At 64.5% G+C, this 20,173-nt stretch carries 18 protein-coding genes and 2 riboswitches; of the genes, 11 read left to right on the top strand and 7 right to left on the bottom strand.

The genetic code is table 11. The annotated features are described in order from the left end of the window. Nucleotides 1–25 precede the first annotated feature (25 nt). The 4 genes from QZ634_RS01090 to QZ634_RS01075 form a co-directional block, all read right to left on the bottom strand. On the bottom strand, nt 26–1,219 hold the full coding sequence (locus tag QZ634_RS01090; RefSeq protein ID WP_291984808.1) for a polysaccharide biosynthesis/export family protein: 1,194 nt from the start codon (nt 1,217–1,219) through the stop codon (nt 26–28). A gap of 285 nt (nt 1,220–1,504) precedes the next feature. Beyond that, nucleotides 1,505–1,945 (bottom strand): low molecular weight protein-tyrosine-phosphatase, encoded by a 441-nt coding sequence (locus QZ634_RS01085; RefSeq protein ID WP_291984806.1) that lies wholly within the window; start codon nt 1,943–1,945, stop codon nt 1,505–1,507. Nucleotides 1,946–1,957: 12 nt separating this feature from the next. Beyond that, nucleotides 1,958–3,493, bottom strand: a complete 1,536-nt coding sequence (locus QZ634_RS01080) for an MraY family glycosyltransferase (protein ID WP_291984804.1) — start codon at nt 3,491–3,493, stop codon at nt 1,958–1,960. A 171-nt stretch (nt 3,494–3,664) separates the two neighbouring features. Beyond that, nucleotides 3,665–4,486, bottom strand: a complete 822-nt coding sequence (locus QZ634_RS01075; RefSeq protein ID WP_291984803.1) for an NF038130 family PEP-CTERM protein — start codon at nt 4,484–4,486, stop codon at nt 3,665–3,667. A gap of 477 nt (nt 4,487–4,963) precedes the next feature. Further along, nucleotides 4,964–5,054, top strand: a riboswitch (glycine riboswitch). 3 nt (nt 5,055–5,057) lie between these two features. Further along, nucleotides 5,058–5,158, top strand: a riboswitch (glycine riboswitch). A 77-nt stretch (nt 5,159–5,235) separates the two neighbouring features. On the opposite strand from QZ634_RS01075, the gene gcvT reads away from it, so the two are divergent. Genes gcvT through gcvP form a run of 3 tightly spaced genes read left to right on the top strand, consistent with a single transcriptional unit; the run spans nt 5,236 to nt 9,718 of the window. Then, the gene (gcvT, locus tag QZ634_RS01070) at nt 5,236–6,324 is read left to right on the top strand and encodes a glycine cleavage system aminomethyltransferase GcvT (protein ID WP_291984800.1); all 1,089 of its coding nucleotides are present in this window, start codon (nt 5,236–5,238) and stop codon (nt 6,322–6,324) included. A 48-nt stretch (nt 6,325–6,372) separates the two neighbouring features. Next, on the top strand, nt 6,373–6,756 hold the full coding sequence (gene gcvH / locus QZ634_RS01065) for a glycine cleavage system protein GcvH (protein ID WP_291984798.1): 384 nt from the start codon (nt 6,373–6,375) through the stop codon (nt 6,754–6,756). Between the two features lie 28 nt (nt 6,757–6,784). Further along, entirely contained in the window at nt 6,785–9,718 is a 2,934-nt protein-coding gene (gene gcvP, locus QZ634_RS01060; RefSeq protein WP_291984796.1) for an aminomethyl-transferring glycine dehydrogenase, read from the top strand. 62 nt (nt 9,719–9,780) lie between these two features. Here gcvP and QZ634_RS01055 read toward each other — a convergent pair whose 3' ends face one another. Continuing rightward, the gene (locus QZ634_RS01055; RefSeq protein ID WP_291984794.1) at nt 9,781–10,341 is read right to left on the bottom strand and encodes a hypothetical protein; all 561 of its coding nucleotides are present in this window, start codon (nt 10,339–10,341) and stop codon (nt 9,781–9,783) included. Nucleotides 10,342–10,592: 251 nt separating this feature from the next. Here QZ634_RS01055 and QZ634_RS01050 point away from each other — a divergent pair, with 251 nt between their 5' ends. From QZ634_RS01050 to QZ634_RS01025, 6 genes are all read left to right on the top strand, one after another. Beyond that, nucleotides 10,593–11,075, top strand: a complete 483-nt coding sequence (locus tag QZ634_RS01050; RefSeq protein WP_291984792.1) for a glutathione peroxidase — start codon at nt 10,593–10,595, stop codon at nt 11,073–11,075. Nucleotides 11,076–11,153: 78 nt separating this feature from the next. Beyond that, nucleotides 11,154–11,744 carry a DUF2946 family protein gene (locus QZ634_RS01045; protein WP_291984790.1) on the top strand — a complete coding sequence of 197 codons (591 nt, stop codon included), beginning with the start codon at nt 11,154–11,156 and terminating at the stop codon, nt 11,742–11,744. Then, a complete protein-coding gene (locus QZ634_RS01040) occupies nt 11,741–12,550 on the top strand; it encodes a ferritin-like domain-containing protein (protein ID WP_291984788.1) in 810 nt (269 codons plus the stop codon). The genes QZ634_RS01045 and QZ634_RS01040 overlap by 4 nt, the downstream gene beginning before the upstream one ends. Nucleotides 12,551–12,572: 22 nt before the next feature. Further along, the gene (locus tag QZ634_RS01035; protein ID WP_291984786.1) at nt 12,573–13,766 is read left to right on the top strand and encodes a multidrug effflux MFS transporter; all 1,194 of its coding nucleotides are present in this window, start codon (nt 12,573–12,575) and stop codon (nt 13,764–13,766) included. A gap of 91 nt (nt 13,767–13,857) precedes the next feature. Then, nucleotides 13,858–14,859 (top strand): ATP-dependent Clp protease ATP-binding subunit ClpX, encoded by a 1,002-nt coding sequence (gene clpX / locus QZ634_RS01030; RefSeq protein WP_291984784.1) that lies wholly within the window; start codon nt 13,858–13,860, stop codon nt 14,857–14,859. 106 nt (nt 14,860–14,965) lie between these two features. Continuing rightward, a complete protein-coding gene (locus QZ634_RS01025) occupies nt 14,966–15,748 on the top strand; it encodes an alpha/beta hydrolase (RefSeq protein ID WP_291987931.1) in 783 nt (260 codons plus the stop codon). An 11-nt stretch (nt 15,749–15,759) separates the two neighbouring features. Here QZ634_RS01025 and QZ634_RS01020 read toward each other — a convergent pair whose 3' ends face one another. Together QZ634_RS01020 and QZ634_RS01015 are read right to left on the bottom strand one after the other, a co-directional pair. Then, a complete protein-coding gene (locus tag QZ634_RS01020; RefSeq protein WP_291984783.1) occupies nt 15,760–16,530 on the bottom strand; it encodes a slipin family protein in 771 nt (256 codons plus the stop codon). After that, nucleotides 16,527–18,071, bottom strand: coding sequence for a nodulation protein NfeD (locus QZ634_RS01015; RefSeq protein ID WP_291984782.1), 1,545 nt, complete (start codon nt 18,069–18,071; stop codon nt 16,527–16,529). The genes QZ634_RS01020 and QZ634_RS01015 overlap by 4 nt, the downstream gene beginning before the upstream one ends. Before the next feature lie 195 nt (nt 18,072–18,266). On the opposite strand from QZ634_RS01015, the gene QZ634_RS01010 reads away from it, so the two are divergent. Together QZ634_RS01010 and QZ634_RS01005 are read left to right on the top strand one after the other, a co-directional pair. Further along, complete coding sequence (locus QZ634_RS01010) at nt 18,267–19,307, top strand: MBL fold metallo-hydrolase (RefSeq protein WP_291984781.1); 1,041 nt, start codon at nt 18,267–18,269, stop codon at nt 19,305–19,307. Between the two features lie 140 nt (nt 19,308–19,447). After that, nucleotides 19,448–20,107 (top strand): peroxiredoxin, encoded by a 660-nt coding sequence (locus tag QZ634_RS01005; protein WP_291984780.1) that lies wholly within the window; start codon nt 19,448–19,450, stop codon nt 20,105–20,107. The last annotated feature ends 66 nt before the right edge of the window (nt 20,108–20,173 follow it).

Here is a 20,173-nt window from a genome sequence, read left to right as displayed (position 1 = left end):
CTCAGGTCCAGCACCCGTCAGACGCTTACGGCTGCCGTGCGCCGAAAAGCGGGTACTGCGTCAAGCTCGTCTGATAGAGCATCGTCGTTGTCGGCAGAATATTGGAGATCACGCGCTGCCAGCGTACGACTGCGGCGGCATCGACGTAGATCACGTCGCGCGGACGCAGCGGAAAGCGGTCAGCGAGCAGCATCGCGTCAGGCAGGCGGGAATCGAGATGGAAGAGCTCGGGAGTTTCGGTGTCGCCGCGCATGACGTAGATCCAGCGCGGGTCGGAGGTCGCCTGGTTGATGTAGCCGGCGTCGCTGAGCGCTTCGGCGAGCGTCGAGCGTTTCTTGTTCATCACTTGCGAGCCGGGCCGGACGACTTCGCCAAGAACGAAGATCTTGTTGAAACTGCGGTCGGCAACATTGATGATGTCGCCGTGCTCAAGCAGGGCATTCTGTGCCGTCGCGCCAAAATCGTACATCGCCTGGATATCGACCAGGTAGGTGGCGCCACGACGGGTGAGCAAGACGCGGCTATAGTCGGCCTCCGGCGTGAAGCCACCGGCGCGGTTGACGGCCTCGACGACGGTCATCGGAATATCGGTCACTTGCTGGATACCCGGTTTCGCCACCTCGCCGACGACATAGACCTGCTGACTGCGAAAAGCGACCATGCGCACGTCGAGCTGAATCTGCTCGATGTATTTGGCCAACTTGGCCGACAGCAGCTTGCGTACCTCGCCGGTCGTCTTGCCCTGGACGTTGAGCACGCCCGCGTACGGGAAGAAGATCGTTCCATCGTCGGCGACAACGGTGCCCGCCTGCTCCGCAGTGCGGAAGCTGCCGGCCGGAATGGTCAGCTCGGGGTGATCCCAGACAATGATCGAAATGATGTCGCCAGGCCCGAGCCTGTACTCGGGCGTCGGCCTGGCGTCGCTGCTGCCGGGACGCGGCGCGTCTTTCGTCGCCACGCCGGCGAGGCTGGTGCCGTCGCCACGCGGCGGCCGCGCCGCCTTGAACATGTCGACGATCAGTTCGGCAGTAATCGGCTTGATCTTGACGTTCGACGGTACCAGTGCGTCCCCCTGCTGGACCGGTAACATCACCGCGGACTCCTCGCGGTTGCTGTAGCTCTGGTTGCCCGGAACAAGGCTACAGCCAGTCATGGCAATGGCGGCAATACCAATCAGGAGGTGCCGGATTCGATCAGGCACCGCAAGCGACAATTTCATGGATAGCTCCTCGTTTCTATTCGTACTTGTTCTCGCCGACACGCCCGGGCAACAAAGCGCCGCGAAGTGTACATCGCGAGCGAAGGCGCCGCAAATTCAGCCGCCAGCTCTGCGCCGTGCCTGCCGATCCGACAGGTCAGAACGCAGCGCAAAACACGGCGCCGATGCTGTTGGTGATGCGGGGGTTTCCTCTGAATCACGCCCGCAGGATAACGCCGTTCGGGGTGATTCCGCGTGCTCTATTTCACGTCGCAGCGCAATGGCCCACGCAACGGCTCGGCTTGTTCAGCCGAGTTTCGTGACCCAGGGCTCGACAGCGGCTTCGATCAGACGCAGTGCTTCCGCGTGCGCTTCGTCCCCACGCCGATAGGGATCGGGGATTTCGGTATTCGTCCAGTGCCCGAGCAGGAAGGTCTTTCCGCGCGCAGTGGGGTCCAGCGCCAGCACCGCGTCGCGATGGTGTGGTTCCATCACCAGCACCAGTTCGGCCCAGCGCAGGAGTTCGCGGGTCAACTGGCTGCCCCGGTGAGCGCTGAGATCAACGCCGCGCGATTGCATCATCGAGCAGGTCGTCTCCTCGGCGGGATGATTGACCAGCGCACCGATACCCGCTGACTGAGCCTCAACCGGTCGGCCAACCTGCTCGATGCGTTGGCGGAGGAAAAATTCGGCCGCCGGGCTGCGACAGATGTTGCCGGTGCAAACGGTGAGAATTCGGTTGAACACCTCAGCTCCCCATCACGCCGGAGGAATGCTGACTTCGAACCCCACTCCGCCGGGGCCCACGGTACCACCACCGCGCTCCATCGAGTAGAGAAGGGTAGTGCGCGCAGAGCGCCGTTCGCGGCCACGTTGGCCAACCGTGGCGCCGCCTGCCGAAGGACTGCTGCGCAGGTCGTTCTCGCTCTGACGGCAAATGAACAGGCGAACCTCGACATCGTGCTGCCCAAACAGGTGCTTCTTGATTGCCGATGCGTCACGCTGAACTTTGCCGATCAGGCGCTCATCGCCATTCACCGGAACGTGCACCACGCAGTAAACGTTGCGGCCGTCGCTCGCGGCGCGGTCTGTCTGGTAGACGCTCAACTGGTAGTCATAGCTGGTGGCACTCAACTGCTCACCGATCGAGGCCAGCAGCTCGGGGAACTTCTCCTTGCGAACGTAGCCAACGAAAATGCCGCGTACCTGAACCGAAGGAAGGCCAAAGGCACGATTGATCCGGCGCAGTCCGGGCACCAGCCGCCATGGGCGCAGAATCACCAGGAAGTAAGCGACAAAAACACCCACGAATAGCCAGAACATCAGATATTCGGGAACCCCCAGCAGCAGGCCACCGACGCCCACCAGACCGAGGAAAAGCTGCGCGAAAGCGGCAAACGCGACGACATCGCAGACCCGGTAGCCGGCACGAACGAAGAGGTGGTGCAAGTGATGACGGTCGGGTCGGAACGGCGACTTGCGCAGCCAGATGCGGCGCAACATGACGCCAACCGTATCCATCAGCGGCAGCGCAAACAGCCACAGAGCAGTCACCGGGGTCATCGCTGGCGAGTTGCCCTGCGACAGGGCGATGAACAGCCAGGCAAACAAGAAGCCGAGCACCATGCTGCCGTTATCGCCGAGAAACACCCGCGCCCGGCTGTTCCCCGGGTAGCGCAGGTTGTAGTACAGGAAGCCGGCAAGGCCAGCGATCAGCGCGACGATGAGGACCGCATAGGCGCTTTGGCCCGCGATAAGGGCCACCATCCCGGCAAGCACCAGGCTGACCAGGCTTATCGAGCCCGACAGCCCGTCGATCCCGTCGATCATATTGACCGCATTGATCAAGCCGACGGTGGCGAAAACGGTCAGTGGGATGGACAGCAAACCAAGGTCAAACTGCACGCCAGGAAGAAGCTCTCCGAAAGACAGCAGTTCGACCCCACCAAAAAACACCATTGACAGGGCGACCGCCGCCTGAACGACAAAACGCAGCTTGAAGCTGAGGTGCACAATGTCATCGGCAAAGCCGGTCAGAAAGAGGATCAGCGCACCAATCAAAATGCCCTGCAGGGGGGAAAGGGCAAGACCGCCGAACAAGGGGTCAAGGAGAAGGAACAGGCTGAGCAGGACGGCAACGATGCCCACCCCACCGACGAATGGCGTGCTCGCCTCGTGCTGCTTGTGCCCCCCCGGGCGGTCCACGATCCCCAGGCGATCGGCCAGATCCGCACCCAGCCGGATGGCCACACCGGAAATCAATAAACAGGCGCAAAACAACAGGGCCAGTTCCATGGCCACCTCCACGACTCACTATTCCCTGCCTGCGCCTTGGCCCCCTGCATCAACATCAGCATGCCCAGGCGGGGACGTCACAAACCGATCAGCCCCAGACAAGAAGAGCCCTTGCGGGCTCTTCGACCACAATCAAAGAACACTCTCTCACCGAGAAGCGTTCAACCGTTGTCACACACGGCGACGACGGCTCAGGCAAAGACCGAGCAGACCGATGCCGAGCAGTGCCAGCGACTCGGGCTCGGGAACCTGCAAGCGGTATGAACCGCTGAAGGAGTGGAACGGGTCCGGCGCAGAATAGCCCGTCGGCGTCGCCGAGAAGCCATACAGATACTGCCATGATGCGCCATCAACTTGCACCTTGACCACCTCACTGGCCTGCGCGCCATCGGCAACCGGTGCGAGGTCGTCAGCCGTTCCGGGAAGCGCCGCATTGACGGCAGCAACCAGCGCGTTCAGGACCGGACTCGCATTGAGAAATCCATCGAGGCCGACGTAGATCGTTCCGTTGGCAGAGGTCTCGACGTACGAAACGTTCGGATCGCTGACGCGTCCGTAGCCGGCCGTACTACCCAGGAATATACCCGTCAAGGCGGTGAGTTGGGTTCCGCTCAGGATCTGGTTGACCGAGGCGAAGGCGTCGGTAATGTAGCGGGTCGCCAGCGCGTTGCCGTTCGCGGTCCAGTCGGTCAGAATCAGGCTGCTCATGACCACCTGATGGGCACCCACCATACCGGTCATGGTCGTGACCGGGCCACCAAGCTTGGACAGCTCGACGTTTCCGTTGCCATTCAACACAGCCTGCGCAGCAGCCGGGGTCTGAGGGCCGGTGTTGGTGATCACACCGGGTAAGGTCTCACTCCAGACGGTATAAACGCCAGGCCCCGCAAATGGGACTGGGTCAAGCGCTATTGAGACGGCTGACGCGCCGGCCGACGCCACCAGGGCCGCTACGGCCAGGGCGATCTTTGTCTTGCTGCAAAATGCTTTCATAAGAGACTCCTTTGACATCGAGTACCAGCCCTTGTCGGAAACCGGTTGATGAGGGTTGAATGGGCTTAACAAGTCTTGGTTTCTGGGATGCCACACAGGCCCGCGCCTGCTTCCCTCGACAAAACCTGACTCGGTACACACAAAGCAAATTTCATGCCAAAAAATGAATGCGTATAAAATCCGCCACTTATAATGCCCCCAGCGGGGAACCAAGAGGGTCGTGTAAAAAAACCCGACACTTGGCGTGCCGTGACGACCCCCTCTACCCCTGAAGTATAGCAGCCGACAGGGAAGCCCTTGCCGAAAGGCGGCTTTCCGCCGCCCGCTCGCGCCTCGCCGGCAATTGGACACGGCATTGCGCGCCTGCCACATGACTGCCAACGCGATCAGCGGTCAAGATGCCATTGCGGCTTGCTGCACGCCTTTGCGCGCTGTCCGCAGCGCACTTGCGAGCACGCCGGACAGCGCGCTATAGTTGCGGCGCGAAGGGGAGAGGGCGGCAAGGCAGCCGCCGCCGAAGGCGCAATCCACCCGGAAACGCTCAGGCAAAAAGGACCGTTCGTGCAATGAACTCTGGAGAGCGGCGCGCGCCTGTCGGTGCAGCGCCCACCGATGGGGCGTGCGGCGGCGACCACCTTGCCACCGCAAAATCTCTCAGGTACATGGACAGGGGGGTGAACTCGATGCGAGTTCGCCCCTTTTTCGTTTCTGGAATCAACCTCAACAATCTCTCACAAGGGTTTGATACGATGCAGAAAACCGTCCTCAACGAAGACCATCTCAAAAGCGGCGCAAGAATGGTCGATTTCGGCGGCTGGGAGATGCCTCTCCACTACGGCTCGCAGATCGAGGAGCACCGCGCGGTGCGTCGCGACGCCGGCATGTTCGACGTTTCGCACATGTGCGCGGTCGATATCGGCGGCGGCGACAGCGCGGCTTTCCTGCGCCGCCTGATCGCCAACAACATCGACAAGCTGCAGGTCGCGGGCAAGGCGCTGTACAGCGCGATGCTCAACGAAGCCGGCGGAGTGATCGACGACCTGATCGTCTATTACCTCGACGAGAACAGCTACCGGGTGGTGATCAACGCCGCCACGGCGGCGAAGGATCTGCGCTGGATGGCTGCCCGCCTCGCCGACTGGCAGCTTGCCGCAACGATCACGCCACGCCGCGAGGGTGCCGACGCCCTGGCCATGATCGCCGTGCAGGGACCGAACGCCCGCCAGAAGGTCTGGCAGGTCTTGCCTGACTCCCGTTCGGCGTGCGAATCGCTGAAACCATTTTTCGCCGCGCGCAGCGGGGATTTCTTCATCGCCCGCACCGGTTACACCGGTGAAGACGGTTACGAGATCACGCTGCCCGCCGGGCAGGCGAGCAAACTGTGGACAGGGCTCACCGCTGCCGGCGTCCAGCCCTGCGGCCTCGGCGCCCGCGACACGCTGCGCCTCGAAGCGGGAATGAATCTTTACGGCCAGGATATGGACGAAAACGTTTCGCCGCTCGACGCCGGCCTGGCGTGGACCGTCGATCTCGTCGCCGAACGAGACTTCGTCGGCAAGGCGGCGCTCGTCGCCCGGCCACAGCAGCAGCAATTTCTCGGCCTGGTGCTCGCGGAGCGCGGCGTACTGCGTGCGCACCAGAAGGTTATTGCCAGGCAGGGTGCTGGTGAAATCACCAGCGGCAGCTTCTCGCCAACGATGCAGAAAGCGATCGCCCTGGCCCGCCTGCCGCTCGCCGTCGCCGTTGGCGACAGCGTTGAGGTGGCGATTCGCGACAAGCTGCTCGCGGCCCGGGTCGTCAAGCCTTGCTTTGTGCGAAACGGAAACATTCTTGTTTGATTTCCAATTGTTAGTCGTTAAATTTTATCTAATTTGTCAGGAGTGGAAATGAATACCCCCAGCGACCTCAAGTACACCAGGAATCACGAATGGGTCCGCGTCGAAGCCGACGGAACGATCACCGTCGGGATCACCGACCACGCTCAGGAGCTGCTTGGCGACCTCGTTTTCGTCGAACTTCCGGACGTCGGCGGCGAGTTTTCCGCCGATCAGGAGGTGGCCGTCGTCGAATCGGTCAAGGCCGCATCCGACGTTTACGCACCGGTGACCGGAAGCATCGTCGCCATCAACCCGACCGCCGTGGAGACCCCGGAAGTGGTCAACCAAGACGCCTACGCTGCCTGGCTGTTCAAAATGCAGCCCGCCGCTGCCGGTGACCTCGATGCGCTGCTCGATGCCGCCACTTACCAGCAACTCGTAGACGCCGCCTAGGCAAATCGCATCGCCACTGGAAAACGCCATGGACGCCACGCCCGCGCAGCAACCCTCTCAGCTCGCCGATTCCCCGACGCTCACCGAACTCGAACAGCGCGACGATTTCGTCGCTCGCCACATCGGTCCCTGTGCCAGCGAAACCGTTGCCATGCTGTCCAGCATCGGCGTGTCCAGCCTCGAGCAGCTCATCGATCAGACGGTCCCGGCAGCGATTCGCCTGCGCGCACCGCTGGCCCTCGCCGAGCCACGGCCCGAGCGTGAAGCCCTCGCAGCGCTACGGGCGCTGGCCGGCCGAAACCGTGTCCAGCACGCGATGATCGGCCTTGGCTACGCCGACACACTGACCCCCGCCGTCGTACTGCGCAACGTGCTGGAGAACCCTGGCTGGTATACCGCGTACACACCCTACCAGGCGGAGATCGCGCAGGGTCGACTCGAGGCGCTGCTCAACTACCAGCAGATGGTCATCGACCTCACCGGTCTGGAACTGGCCAACGCGTCGCTGCTCGACGAAGCGACCGCCGCTGCCGAAGCAATGAGCATGTCGCGCCGGGTGAGCAAGTCGGGATCGAACCGCTTCTTCGTCGATTCGGGCTGTTTCCCGCAGACGATTGACGTCGTCAGGACGCGTGCCGAGTATTTTGGCTTCGACCTCGTCTTCGGCACGCCGGAAGTGGCCGCGCAACAGGAGGTCTTTGGCGCCCTCTTCCAGTATCCGAACGAACGCGGCGAAGTCAGCGACCTCAGCGGCCCGATCGCCGCCGTCAAGTCGCGCGGCGCCGTCGTGGCCGTCGCTGCCGATCTGATGGCGCTGGTCCTGCTGCGCTCGCCGGGCGAAATGGGTGCCGACATTGCCCTCGGCTCCTCGCAACGCTTCGGCGTCCCGCTCGGCTTCGGCGGTCCGCACGCGGCGTTTTTCGCCACCCGCGACGAATACAAGCGCTCGGTGCCCGGCCGCATCATCGGCGTCTCTATCGACCGCCGTGGCAACAAGGCGCTGCGCATGGCGCTGCAGACGCGCGAGCAGCACATCCGTCGCGAAAAGGCCAACTCCAACATCTGCACCGCGCAGGTCCTGCTGGCCAACATCGCCGGCATGTACGCCGTCTATCATGGCCCGCAAGGCTTGCGCACCATCGCCAGGCGAATTCACCGGCTGACCGCCATCCTCGCCGAAAGCCTTCGCCGTGCCGGGATCGAGGTGGCGACGCGGCATTTCTTCGACACCCTGTGCGTTGACCTCGGCGGGCACGCCCTGAGCGCCTACAAGGCGGCTCTCGATGCCGGCTACAACCTGCGCCAGGTCGCTCCCGGAATCCTCGGGATCGCGGTCAATGAAAAGACATCGCAAGCCGACATCAGCGTGCTGATCAAGCTCCTCGCCGGGATCAACGCCGACCTCGGACCACTCGACGAGCAACTGCGCCACGACGACCCCGGCCTGCCGCCGGCCTTCCTGCGCAGCGACGCCATCCTCACGCACCCGGTTTTCAACACCCACCATACCGAACACGAGATGCTGCGCTATCTCAAGAAGCTGCAGAGCAAGGATCTGGCGCTCGACCACTCGATGATCTCGCTCGGCTCATGCACCATGAAACTCAACGCCACCAGCGAGATGATTCCGATCACCTGGCCGCAGTTCGCCGACATCCACCCCTTCGCGCCGCTCGACCAGGCTGAAGGCTACCTGCAGATGATTGGCGAACTCGAGGAATGGCTCAAGGTGATCACCGGTTTCGACGCCATCTGCATGCAACCCAATTCAGGCGCACAGGGCGAATACGCCGGTCTGGTGGCCATCGCGCGCTATCACGCCAGCCGCGGCGAGACGCAACGCAAGGTCTGCCTGATCCCGCGCTCGGCACACGGCACCAACCCCGCCACGGCACAGATGTGCGGCATGCGCGTGGTCGTCGTCGATTGCGACGACTCGGGCAACATCGACCTCGGCGACCTCGCTGCCAAGGCGGCGCAGCACGCGGCCACCCTCGCCTGCCTGATGATCACCTATCCGTCGACGCACGGCGTCTTCGAGGAATCCGTCCAGGAGATCTGCGCCACCGTGCACGCCCATGGCGGCCAGGTCTACATGGACGGTGCCAACCTCAATGCACAGGTGGGCCTGACTTCACCGGCCCTGATCGGCGCCGACGTCAGCCACATGAACCTGCACAAGACCTTCTGCATCCCGCACGGGGGTGGCGGTCCGGGGATGGGGCCGATCGGCGTCAAGGCGCATCTGGCGCCGTTCATGGCCAACCACAGCGTGCAGCCAGTCAGCGGACCACACCAGCGCCAGGGTGCCGTGGCTGCAGCCCCCTGGGGATCGGCGTCAATCCTGCCGATCTCGTGGATGTACATCGCCATGATGGGCGGCAGCGGACTGACGCGCGCAACGCAGGTCGCGATTCTCAACGCCAACTACGTCGCCAGTCGCCTGCGCCAGCACTACCCGGTGCTGTACACCGGCAGCCAGGGCCGCGTGGCGCACGAATGCATCCTCGACATCCGCCCGCTCAAGGCAGCCACCGGCGTTTCCGAGACCGACATCGCCAAGCGCCTGATGGACTACGGTTTTCACGCGCCGACGGTCAGCTTCCCGGTTGCCGGAACGATGATGGTCGAGCCGACCGAGTCGGAGTCGAAAGCCGAGCTCGACCGCTTCATCGCCGCGATGATCGCCATCCGCGAGGAAATCCGCCAGATCGAACTCGGCCACTGGCCGAACGACGACAACCCGCTAAAGAATGCCCCGCACACCCAGGCCGACATCGTCGACAGTGACTGGAAACGACCGTACAGCCGCCAGCAGGCCGTCCTGCCGCTGCCCTACGTCGCCGAGAACAAGTTCTGGCCGAGCGTCAATCGGGTCGATGACGTTCATGGCGACCGCCACCTGTTCTGTTCCTGCATTCCGATCGACGCCGTGGACGCCAAGGAAGAAGCGACGAGCTGAGGCAGCCTGAGCCAGTGTCGCCCGATTTCAAGCCAGGCACGGCGACGCCGGATGCTTGCTCCTCAACAAGGCAGGCCATCGGGCCACAGGCAGACGCCGACGGCCTTCGCGCCGTCGGTCAGCGGTTCGAGTCGCCGCGCCAACTCGGCCGGCGAGGTCCACCACGTCGCGTCGATGCCCGCGAAAGGCCCGATGCCGGCAAGCGCGTTCTGCACCGCCGCGCCACAGAACAGGGGCAGCGCGCTGTCGGCCTCCGGCAGACGCGCGACGACGTCTGAAAACTGCTGCTCCGATAGCGTAAAGCGATAGATCTGTATTCTCAGGCCATCGTCCATTTGATAGGCAACGTAGTCGGCAAGGCTGACTCGCTGCCAAGCGGGCGATCTGGCGCGCACGTTCTTGTAGCTCCCGGCCGGATCGCTGAGGCGCTCACCGGCGAAAATCCCGGCGTGATTGCCCAGCGCGGCATTGTTGTTGATGACCACGACCACTTCGTTCGCAGCCGGCTCGGCAAGCTGAATCTCCGTACGCAGACTGTCCCATGAGCGCTCGCCGAAGCGGTGCCCTGGCTCACCGTTTTCCGCCATGCTGGTGCAACCGCCGAGCCACAGCGCGAACGCCACGAGCTGCGCCACAAGCACTCGGCGCTCAGCACCAGGAACACTTTTCGCGTGGTTCATCGGTCGACTTCGCTGCTCAGGGTTGCCGGACGGGGTCCGTCGCATCAGCCAATGGTAAGAAGAGATGGCCCAGGCCGCAACAAGCAAAGGGCTTTGCAGCGCAGGGCAGGCGTACGCACGGGGGGCAATTTCTCGGTACACTTCCCTTCCTCCACAGACTTCCCCACTCCGCCACTCTCCAGGAGACGATGACCATGAGCGCACCAATCTACGAGTTCTCCGCCGAGCGCCTTGAAGGGGGCGTTCAGTCGCTTGCCGACTACGCCGGCAAGGTTCTGCTGATCGTCAACACGGCCAGCAACTGCGGCTTCACGCCGCAGTACGAAGGCCTCGAGGACATCTACCAGCGCTATCACCCGCGCGGCCTCGAGGTGCTGGGCTTCCCCTGCAACCAGTTCGGTGCGCAGGAACCCGGCGAAGCCGATGAAATCGCCAGCTTCTGCCAGAAAAACTACGGTGTCGCCTTCCCGATGTTTGCCAAGATCGACGTCAACGGCGAGCACGCCCACCCGCTCTACCAGTATCTGAAGAAGGCCGCTCCCGGCCTGCTCGGCAGCGAGGGCATCAAGTGGAACTTCACCAAATTCCTGGTCAACCGCCAGGGCGAGGTAATCGAACGCTACGCGTCGGCGACCGCGCCCGAGAGCATCACCAAGGACATCGAAGCCCTCCTGTGAAGCCTGCGCAAGTGACCTCGGAGCCCTGCCAGACCTTTGTCCGGCAACCGCTTCCGCCCCCTGTGAAGCAAGCCGCCAATGCCGACGCCTGACTTCAGCGCCATGCTGCGCTGGCCGAACGTACCGGCCTGCTACGGCTGGCTGTCGCTCGACCAGCGCGGGCGCTGGCGAATGCGCGGCGAAACGCTCAGCCATCGCGGCCTCAGCGATTTCCTCAATCGGCAGTACGCGCACGACGAGGACGGCAACTACTTCGTCCAGAACGGCCCGCAACGCGTTTTCGTCGCTCTCGACTACACGCCATGGGTTGTGCACCTGCCGGCGCCGAATCGCCTCGAAACGCAGGTCGGCGAGACGGTCGACGAACTGCGCGGCGCCGCCATCGACGAGGAAGGCAATCTGCTGCTCGAAATTCCGCCCGGGATCGCGCTGCTCTGCGACCGCGACCTGCCGGCCCTGCTCCCCTGCCTGCGCCTGGCGGACGGCGCCGTCGCCGACGACGACGCCCTGCTCGCGGCCATCGCGCGAGAGCCTGGCGAGGTCGGCGCGCTGACCCTCGTCTGGCAAGAGCAACGCCTTCCCGTGCGGACGGTGCGCCGCTGTGAAGTTCCGCAACGCTACGGCTTCATTGCCTCACCGCAGGAAGCACCGCCGGGAACTGCGCCTTGACCCTGCGGCAGCTCGCGCTCGACGCGCTGCTGTTGTCGGCCGCCGACGAAAAGTGCCAGGCGGTCCACAGTATCGTGCTGACGCCACCCGCTGCGCTGGGCGACGACGGCCAGATCGTCGCCGCGCCCGACACGTGCCGACTGGCGGTGGAGACGCTCCCCGGCCGCGCGGCCCGGCCAGCGCTGGTGCCACCGGCGCAACTCGCCAGGCGGCCGGTGAACAGCGTCGAAGGACGTGCCGCGCTGATTCATTCGCTGGCTCACATCGAACTCAACGCCGTCAATCTGGCGCTCGACATCGTCTGGCGCTTCGACGCCATGCCGGCCGACTTCTATCGCCAGTGGATCGGCGTCGCTGGCGAAGAGGCCCGCCACTTCTCCCTGCTCAGCGAACATCTGCAAGCGATGGGCTACGCCTACGGCGACTTTCCCGCCCACGACGGCCTCTGGGAAATGGCCGAGCGGACCAGCAACGATGTCCTGGCCCGGCTGGCGCTGGTGCCGCGAACGCTCGAAGCGCGCGGCCTCGACGCGGCACCGCCGATTCGCGACAAGCTGAAAAACGTCGGCGACCAGCGCGGTGCAGCGATCCTGGCCATCATCCTCGCCGACGAGATCGGCCACGTCGCCATCGGCAACCGCTGGTACCGCTGGCTGTGCACAGAACGCGGGCTGGACCCGGTGACCTGCTACGCCGAGTTCGCGCAGCGTTATCGTGCGCCTCGCCTGCGCGGACCTTTCAACCTTGAAGCGCGCCGCGCAGCGGGCTTCGACGAACGGGAACTGGCAGCCTTGCAGGCGCCATGACGCGCCAACCGGGCGAGGCAGAATGACTGCCCCGGCGCCCTCTTTCGGCCTCGCGCTGCTGCTCACGACGCTGGTCGCCCTCGGCCCCCTGTCCACCGACCTCTACCTGCCCGCGCTGCCGACGCTCGCGCGCGTCTTCGGCAGCGACGCGGCCGGCGTGCAGCTGACGCTGTCGGTCTTCCTGGCCGGTTTTGCCGTCGGCCAGTTGTTCTACGGACCGCTCTCCGATCGCTTCGGTCGCCGGCCGCTGATGCTCGGCGGACTGGCCATCTACGGCCTGGCCACCGTCGCCTGCATCCTGGCACAGAGCATCGAGATGCTCATTGCCGCGCGCTTCGTACAGGCGATAGGCGCCTGCGCCGGACCGGTCCTCGGCCGTGCCGTCGTCCGCGACGTCTGGGGGGCCGCCGAGTCGGCACGCATCATCGCCTACATGGGCGGCGCGATGGCCATCGCGCCGCTGCTCGGGCCGACGCTGGGCGGCTTTCTGACGGTACTCTTCGGCTGGCAATCGAACTTCGTCATCCTGCTCCTGGTCTGTGCTGTCCAGGTCATTGCCGTCGCCCACCTGCTCCGCGAAAGCAACGTCCAGCGCAACCCGCGAGCGACGCATCCCCGTCAGCTCCTCGCCAACTTCCGCCTGCTGCTCGCCAACCGCAGCTACCTTGGCTACGTCCTCACCTTTTCCTTTTCCTACAGCGCGCTGTTCGCCTTCATCTCGGCGTCGTCGTTCGTGCTCAGCGAGAGATACGGCCTGACGCCGGAGGTCTACGGGATGAGTTTCGGACTGGTCGTCGCCGGCTATGTCGTCGGCTCTCTCGCTTCCGGCCGACTGGTCAAGCGCTTCGGTGGCGATACCTTGCTCGCTTTCGGCGCCTGCCTCGGCGCTGTCGCCGGCGCGAGCATGGCGGCCCTGGAGTTCTCGGGAGCAAACAGCATTGCCGCCATTCTCGCGCCGATGTTCTTCTGTACCGTGGCCACCGGCCTGGTCATGCCGAACGCGATTGCCAAGGCACTGGCCCCGTATCCGGCCATGGCCGGGTCGGCGTCGGCGCTGATGGGTTGCGTGCAGATGACCCTCGCCGCCGTGGTCGGCATCGCCGTCGGGCACGCGCTACCGAGCGGTGGCGGGGCGCTGGCGGCGGGTGTAGCCACGTGCACGGCGCTCGCGCCGCTGTCCTACCTGATGCTCATCCGGCCCCAGCGCAGCGCCTGAGTGGAGCCGCTTCGCCGGCCGGGCGCCAAGACTGGTTTCGGCATAAGATGAGCGCCTGCCGCAACCCTTCGTCGACTTTGGGACCACCCGCTTGCTAGCCAGAGAAACCACCCCCAGCGCAATCGTCAAGTATCTCGATCAGTACGTCATCGGCCAGGAAGACGCCAAGAAGGTCCTCGCCGTGGCCGTCTACTCGCACTATCGGAAGATCGCCACTTTCGCGCACGACAAGGGCGCGATCGCCAAGAGCAATGTGCTCCTCGTCGGCCCTTCGGGAACCGGCAAGACCTTGCTCTGCGACACCCTGTCAAGGATGCTGAAGGTTCCCTTCGTCACCGCCGACGCGACTTCGCTGGCCCAGACCAAGTACGTCAATGAAGAAATCGAGGCCATCCTGCAGCGGCTGCTGGACAGGGCTGACGGCAACATCGAGAATGCCCAGCGCGGCATCGTCTTCATCGATGAAATCGACAAGCTGAAAGCGACCAACGCCCAGTCCGGGGCGATCTCCGGCGAAAGCGTGCAGCACGCGCTGCTGAAGATCATGGAAGGTTCGCCGGTCAAGCTCAAGGACAATCAGTACCTCGACACCAGCAATGTGCTGTTCATCTGCGGCGGCGCCTTTGTCGGCATCGAGAGCATCATGGCCAAGACCCATGGCTTCGGATTCATCGCCACCTCGGCCGACGACAACCAGAACATCCTCGATCGCCTGAACAAGCGGGTGAAGCCGACCGACCTCTTCGAGTTCGGCCTGATTCCCGAGTTCACCGGTCGCCTGCCGGTGATCGCCAACCTGCATCAGCTGAGCAAGGCGATGCTGGTGCGTATCATGAGCGTGCCGAAGAACTCCATCTATCGCCAGTACATCGAGATCTTTCGTGGCGAAGGCGTCGACCTGCGCATCGGCCCCAAGGTCTTCGAGCAGATCGCCGAAATTGCCATCGAGTACAAGACCGGCGCGCGCAGCCTGCGCGGCATCTTCGAGGAGCTGATCACACCGATTCTCTACGTCGTTCCCGACCACCCGGAGATTGCCAGGGTTGAGATCGCCTCGCTCTTCGAAGACCCCCGCCTTGTCGGCAGGAAGTAAGCCCGCGCTGGCCGCTTCGTCGCTGCCGCCCGCCGGATCGCCTGGCGACAGGCGTGCGCAAGGCGATGCCGCCTTGCCGCTGGTGCGTATCGTGCGTACTGCGCGCATGGTGCTACTCGTCTATCTGATTGTTTTGGCAGGAATCAGCATGTTCCAGGACCAGCTCCTCTACTTCCCCGAGCGGGCCAGCGTCGCCGACATGGAGCGCGCGTCCGGCGGCCTGTCGCCGTGGCCGACGGCGTCCGACTTCCGCGGCCTGCTCGCCGAACCCGACGGCGCGGTGCGCGCCACGGCGATCATTTTCCACGGCAACGCCGGCCATGCCGGCCACCGTCGGTTCTACGTCGGCGCACTGAAGCGGCTCGGTCTGCGCGTCATTCTCGCCGAGTATCCGGCTTACGGCCCGCGCAGCGGCGACCTGGGCGAGAAGAGCCTGGTCGCCGACGCCGAACAGACGATTGCTCTCGCCCAGCGCAGCTACGGTGGACCGCTGCTGGTCATTGGCGAATCGCTGGGTGCCGGCGTGGCAGCAGCCGCCAGCGCCGCCCAGCGGGAGAGGGTCGATGGCCTCTTGCTGATCACGCCGTGGGACCGGCTCGAAGAGGTTGCCGCTCACCACTACCCGCTGCTGCCCGTGCGCTGGCTGCTGCACGACCGTTACGACAGCGTCGCCCACCTGGCGTCGTTCGGGCGCCCGGTCCTGGTCGCCGTCGCTGCCGGCGACACCATCGTCCCGCCCCAGTTCGGGCGCGCACTTTACGCGGCACTCGCCGAACCGAAACGACTGGAGGTCATCGCCGGCGCCGAGCATAACGACTGGTTTTCTCGCCTCGACGACGCCTGGTGGCGACAGGCGGTCGACTTCCTGCTGGCCGACAAGGCACCCTGACCAGGGCGCCATCAACGATCTGCGGTCGCCCGCGGTTTCAAGGCGGCGAGCAGGTCGAGCGGCAAAGGCAAGATCACCGTCGTTGCCCGGTCGCCGGCGACCTGGGTCATGGTCTGCAAGTAGCGCAGTTGCATCGCCTCCGGACGCTGCGCGAGCATCGTCGCGGCTTCCAGCAGTGCCGCTGCCGCTTCCTTTTCGCCTTCGGCGTGAATCACCTTTGCCCGCCGCTCGCGCTCGGCCTCGGCCTGGCGGGCGATGGCCCGGATCATCGACTCGTTGAGGTCGATATGCTTGATCTCGACGTTGGTGACCTTGATTCCCCACGAGTCGGTCTGCGCGTCGAGGATCTTCTGCACATCGAGATTAAGCCGTTCGCGTTCAGCCAGCATCTCGTCGAGCTCGTGCTTGCCGAGAACGACGCGCAAGGTCGTCTGCGCGAGCTGCGAGGTGGCCATGAGGAACTGCTCGACCTGGATGATCGCCTTTTGCGGGTCAACGACGCGGAAGAAGACGACGGCGTTGACCTTCACCGAGACGTTGTCGCGCGAGATCACGTCCTGCGGCTCGACGTCCATGGTCACCACCCGCAGGTCGACGCGCACCATCTGCTGAATGCCGGGGATGACGATCACCAGTCCCGGCCCCTTGACCTTCCAGAAACGGCCGAGCTGGAAGACCACACCGCGCTCGTACTCGCGCAGAATGCGCAGCGAGGCGATGAGCAGAATCAGCAAGATCGGCACCAGGACGCCGCCCAGTCCCAGGTTGAGTTCGAAGATCATGGTGTTTCTCCTTTTGCTGAGGAAGAGTCGTCGTTTGCCTGCACTTCGAGCGTCAGACCGTCGATGGCGCTGATGCGCACGTGCTGGCCCGCGTGCAGCGGGCCGCTGGCGCGCACGCGCCAGCGCTCCCCGTGCACCTGTACCCAGACCTCGTCGCCGTCTACCGAGGCGATCTCGCCGCTGGCGCCGATCATCTCCTCGCGCCCACTGACCACCGGTGCGCGGCGTGCGCGCAGGGCCATGCTGCCGCCGAGCAGGATCAACGCCGCGGAACTGGCGGCCAGGCCGAAGAGCAGCGGCAGCGGCACACCCAACCCCGGCACATCACGATCGAAAAGGAGCAGGCCACCGGCGATGAACGCGGCAACGCCACCGACTCCGAGTACGCCAAAGGTCGGCGTCAGTAACTCGGCGGCCATCAAGCCGATACCGAGCACGATCAGTGCCAGGCCGGCGTAGTTGACCGGCAGCATCTGCAGCGCAAACATGGCCAGCAAGAGGCAGATCGCGCCGACCGTGCCCGGAACACCGAAACCCGGCGATGAGAACTCGAAGATCAGGCCGTAGATGCCGATCATCATCAGGATCAGCGCAAAGCTCGGGTTGGCGATCACCGACAGTAGCCGGTGCCGCGCATCGGGCAGCACCTCCAGCGTCTCCAGACCGCGCGTGGCCAGCGTCAGCCTGCCGCTCTGCAGCTGCACGCTGCGACCGTCGATCTGGCTCAGCAGATCGGGAAGATCGACGGCAACGGCGTCGATGACCTTCTCGCGCAAGGCTTCGGAAGCGGTCAGGGTGACCGCTTCGCGCACCGCACGCTCGGCCCACTCGGCATTGCGACCGTGCTGCTGCGCGAGGCCGCGGATGAACGCCGCAGCGTCGTTGATCTGCTTGGTTTTCATCGCGTCGCCGGCGAGCGGTGCTGCCGCCGGAGTGGGTTCGGAGGCCGGAACGGGCCTGGAAGAAGGCTCAGAAGCAGGCTTAGAAGCGGGCTCAGAAACAGGCTTAGAAGCGGGCGCGGCTGCCGGCGCCGGCAACGAGGGCGGCGGCTCCGGGCGATTCGGCGCGCCTCCCGGCAGTCCGATGGAGACCGGCGTCGCGGCACCCAGCGTCGTCGCGGGCGACATCGCCGCAAGGTGACTGGCGTAGAGGATGTAGGTGCCCGCGCTCGCCGCCCGCGCGCCCTGCGGACTGACGTAGGACACCACCGGCACCGGCGACGCTAGAATGGCCTGGACAATCTGGCGCATCGCGCTATCCAGCCCACCCGGCGTATCGATCCGCAGGACGACCAGCGGCGCACCCTGATCGCGCGCGTGCTGCAGACTGCGCACGACGTAATCGGCGCTGGCCGGACCGATTGCGTCCTGGACGGTGAGCACGATCACCGGCGCAGCCGACGCAACGCCCGGGCCGGCGCCGGCCATGCCCGGCAGCCCCGACATCGCCAGCAGCGCCAGCAAGCACAGCAGCCGTGGCCAGGTGCCGCGACCAGCAACGATGGACCATCGCCCTGCGGGACGACTGAACAGCGCCTTCATCCGTTTCCCCTTTCAGGATTGGAATGCCGCAATTCCCCTCACCTCAAAGTAGCCCAAACACCTGCCGCACGCTTTCTTTTCTGCATCACGCGAGCATCGCCAAGCTGCGCTACCATGGCACACAAGCACCCGCCGGGCGCTGCCCGGCCTTGCGCAGCGGTGAGGCTTCCCTTGGCCAGACAGGAGGATGACGCAATGATTCTCGAACAAATCGCCACTGGCGGCTGCCAGTCCTACCTCGTCGGCTGCAGCGACAGCAGCTCGGCGGCACTGATCGACCCGGAAATCAGTCAGATAGACCACTATCTGGCGCTCGCCGCCCGCGACGGCCTGCGTATCCGTTACCTGATCGACACCCACACCCACGCCGACCATTTCTCGGCGACCCGGCAACTGGCCCGACAGTTGGCCGTGCCGGTGCTGATGTACCGAACGAGTGCCGCGCCCTTCGTCGATATGCGCATTGGTGACGGCGAAATGGTGATGCTCGGGCGGCTACGCCTGCAGGTGATGCACACGCCCGGTCACACCAGCGACTCGATGTGCCTGCAGATCGAGGACTGCGTGTTCACCGGCGATACCCTGCTGATCGGCGGAACGGGGCGCACCGACCTGCCCAGCGGCGATCCGGAAGCCCTCTACGACAGCCTCTTCCAGCGCCTGCTGAAACTCGAGCCCAGCGTCAGGGTGTTCCCGGCACACGACTACAAGGGCCGGCAAAGCTCGACCATCGGCGAGGAAATCGCCAGCAACCCGCGCCTGCAGAAGCGTGACCGTGCCGCCTTCGTCGACATGATGCGCGAGCTCAACCTGTCGATGCCCAGGCATGTCACCGAGGCGCTGCGCACCAACATGAGCGGTGGCAAGTCGGTCGCCCAGCTGCTCGCCGAGGCTGCTGCCCGAGTGCCGTTCATGTCCCTGCCCGAGCTCAAGGCACGCGTCGAAGCCGCCGACAAGGACTTGATCGTCCTCGACGTACGCGAGCGCGAAGCCTACGAAAGCGGCCATGTTCCCGGCGCCCGCCTGCTGCCGCGCGGTCAGCTCGAGTTGCGGGTCAACCAGGAGCTGCCCGACCCGACGCGGCGCATCCTCACCTGCTGCGAACTGGGTCAGGTGTCGACTCTGGCCGCAGCCACCCTCCGCGAGATGGGGTTCCCGCACGTGGTGGCCCTCGACGGCGGCATGAAAGCCTGGCGCGTGGCCGCGTATCCGTTGAACTCGGGAGCAGAGCCGTAGGTCAATCGAAAGGTGGCAAGTCGACCAGGGGTAAAGGCAGTAGCGCACAGGCGGCCAACGCTGGCGCTTCCCTCTTTACCTCTTGATTCTCACTGTTTACCTCCCCCTGTTTTCCCACGCACAGCAAAAAGGAGCCAACCATGGGCCTGCACATAGGCGACGAAGCGCCGGACTTCACTGCCCCGACCACCGAAGGCACGATTCATTTCCACGAATGGATCGGTGACAGCTGGGCCATCCTCTTTTCCCACCCCAAGGATTTCACCCCCGTGTGCACCACCGAGCTCGGCTATCTCGCCCGCCTCAAGCCAGATTTCGACAGCCGCAACACCAAGGTCATCGGCCTGTCGATCGACAGCGTCGAAGATCACCTGAGCTGGGCCGACGACATCGCCGAAACCCAGGGCACGGCGCTGAACTACCCGCTTATCGGCGATACCGAACTGGTCGTCGCCAAGCTCTACGACATGATTCACCCCAACGCCAGCGGCAACGCGGCGGGGCGCACGGCGGTCGATAACGCCACCGTTCGGTCGGTATTCCTGATCGGTCCGGACAAGAAGATAAAAATGACCATGACCTATCCGATGAGCGCCGGACGCAACTTTTCCGAGGTCCTGCGAGCGCTCGATGCGATCCAGCTCAACGCCAAGCACACGGTGGCCACGCCGGTGAACTGGCGTCCGGGTGAAGACGTGATCATCCCGACGTCGGTGTCGGACGAAGCTGCCAGGGCCAAGTATCCAAGCGGCTGGACAACGCTCAAGCCTTACCTGCGCGTCGTCACCCAGCCCAAGTAGGCCGGGTGTAGATGACTTGGCGGCCGGGAACGCAGCAAGCGCGACCGCGCCGCCGGCAAGCACCGG

The organism is Candidatus Accumulibacter sp. ACC007 (assembly GCF_907163205.1).
Taxonomy (GTDB): Bacteria; Pseudomonadota; Gammaproteobacteria; order Burkholderiales; family Rhodocyclaceae; genus Accumulibacter; species Accumulibacter regalis.
This window is presented reverse-complemented; position numbering and strand designations above follow the sequence as displayed.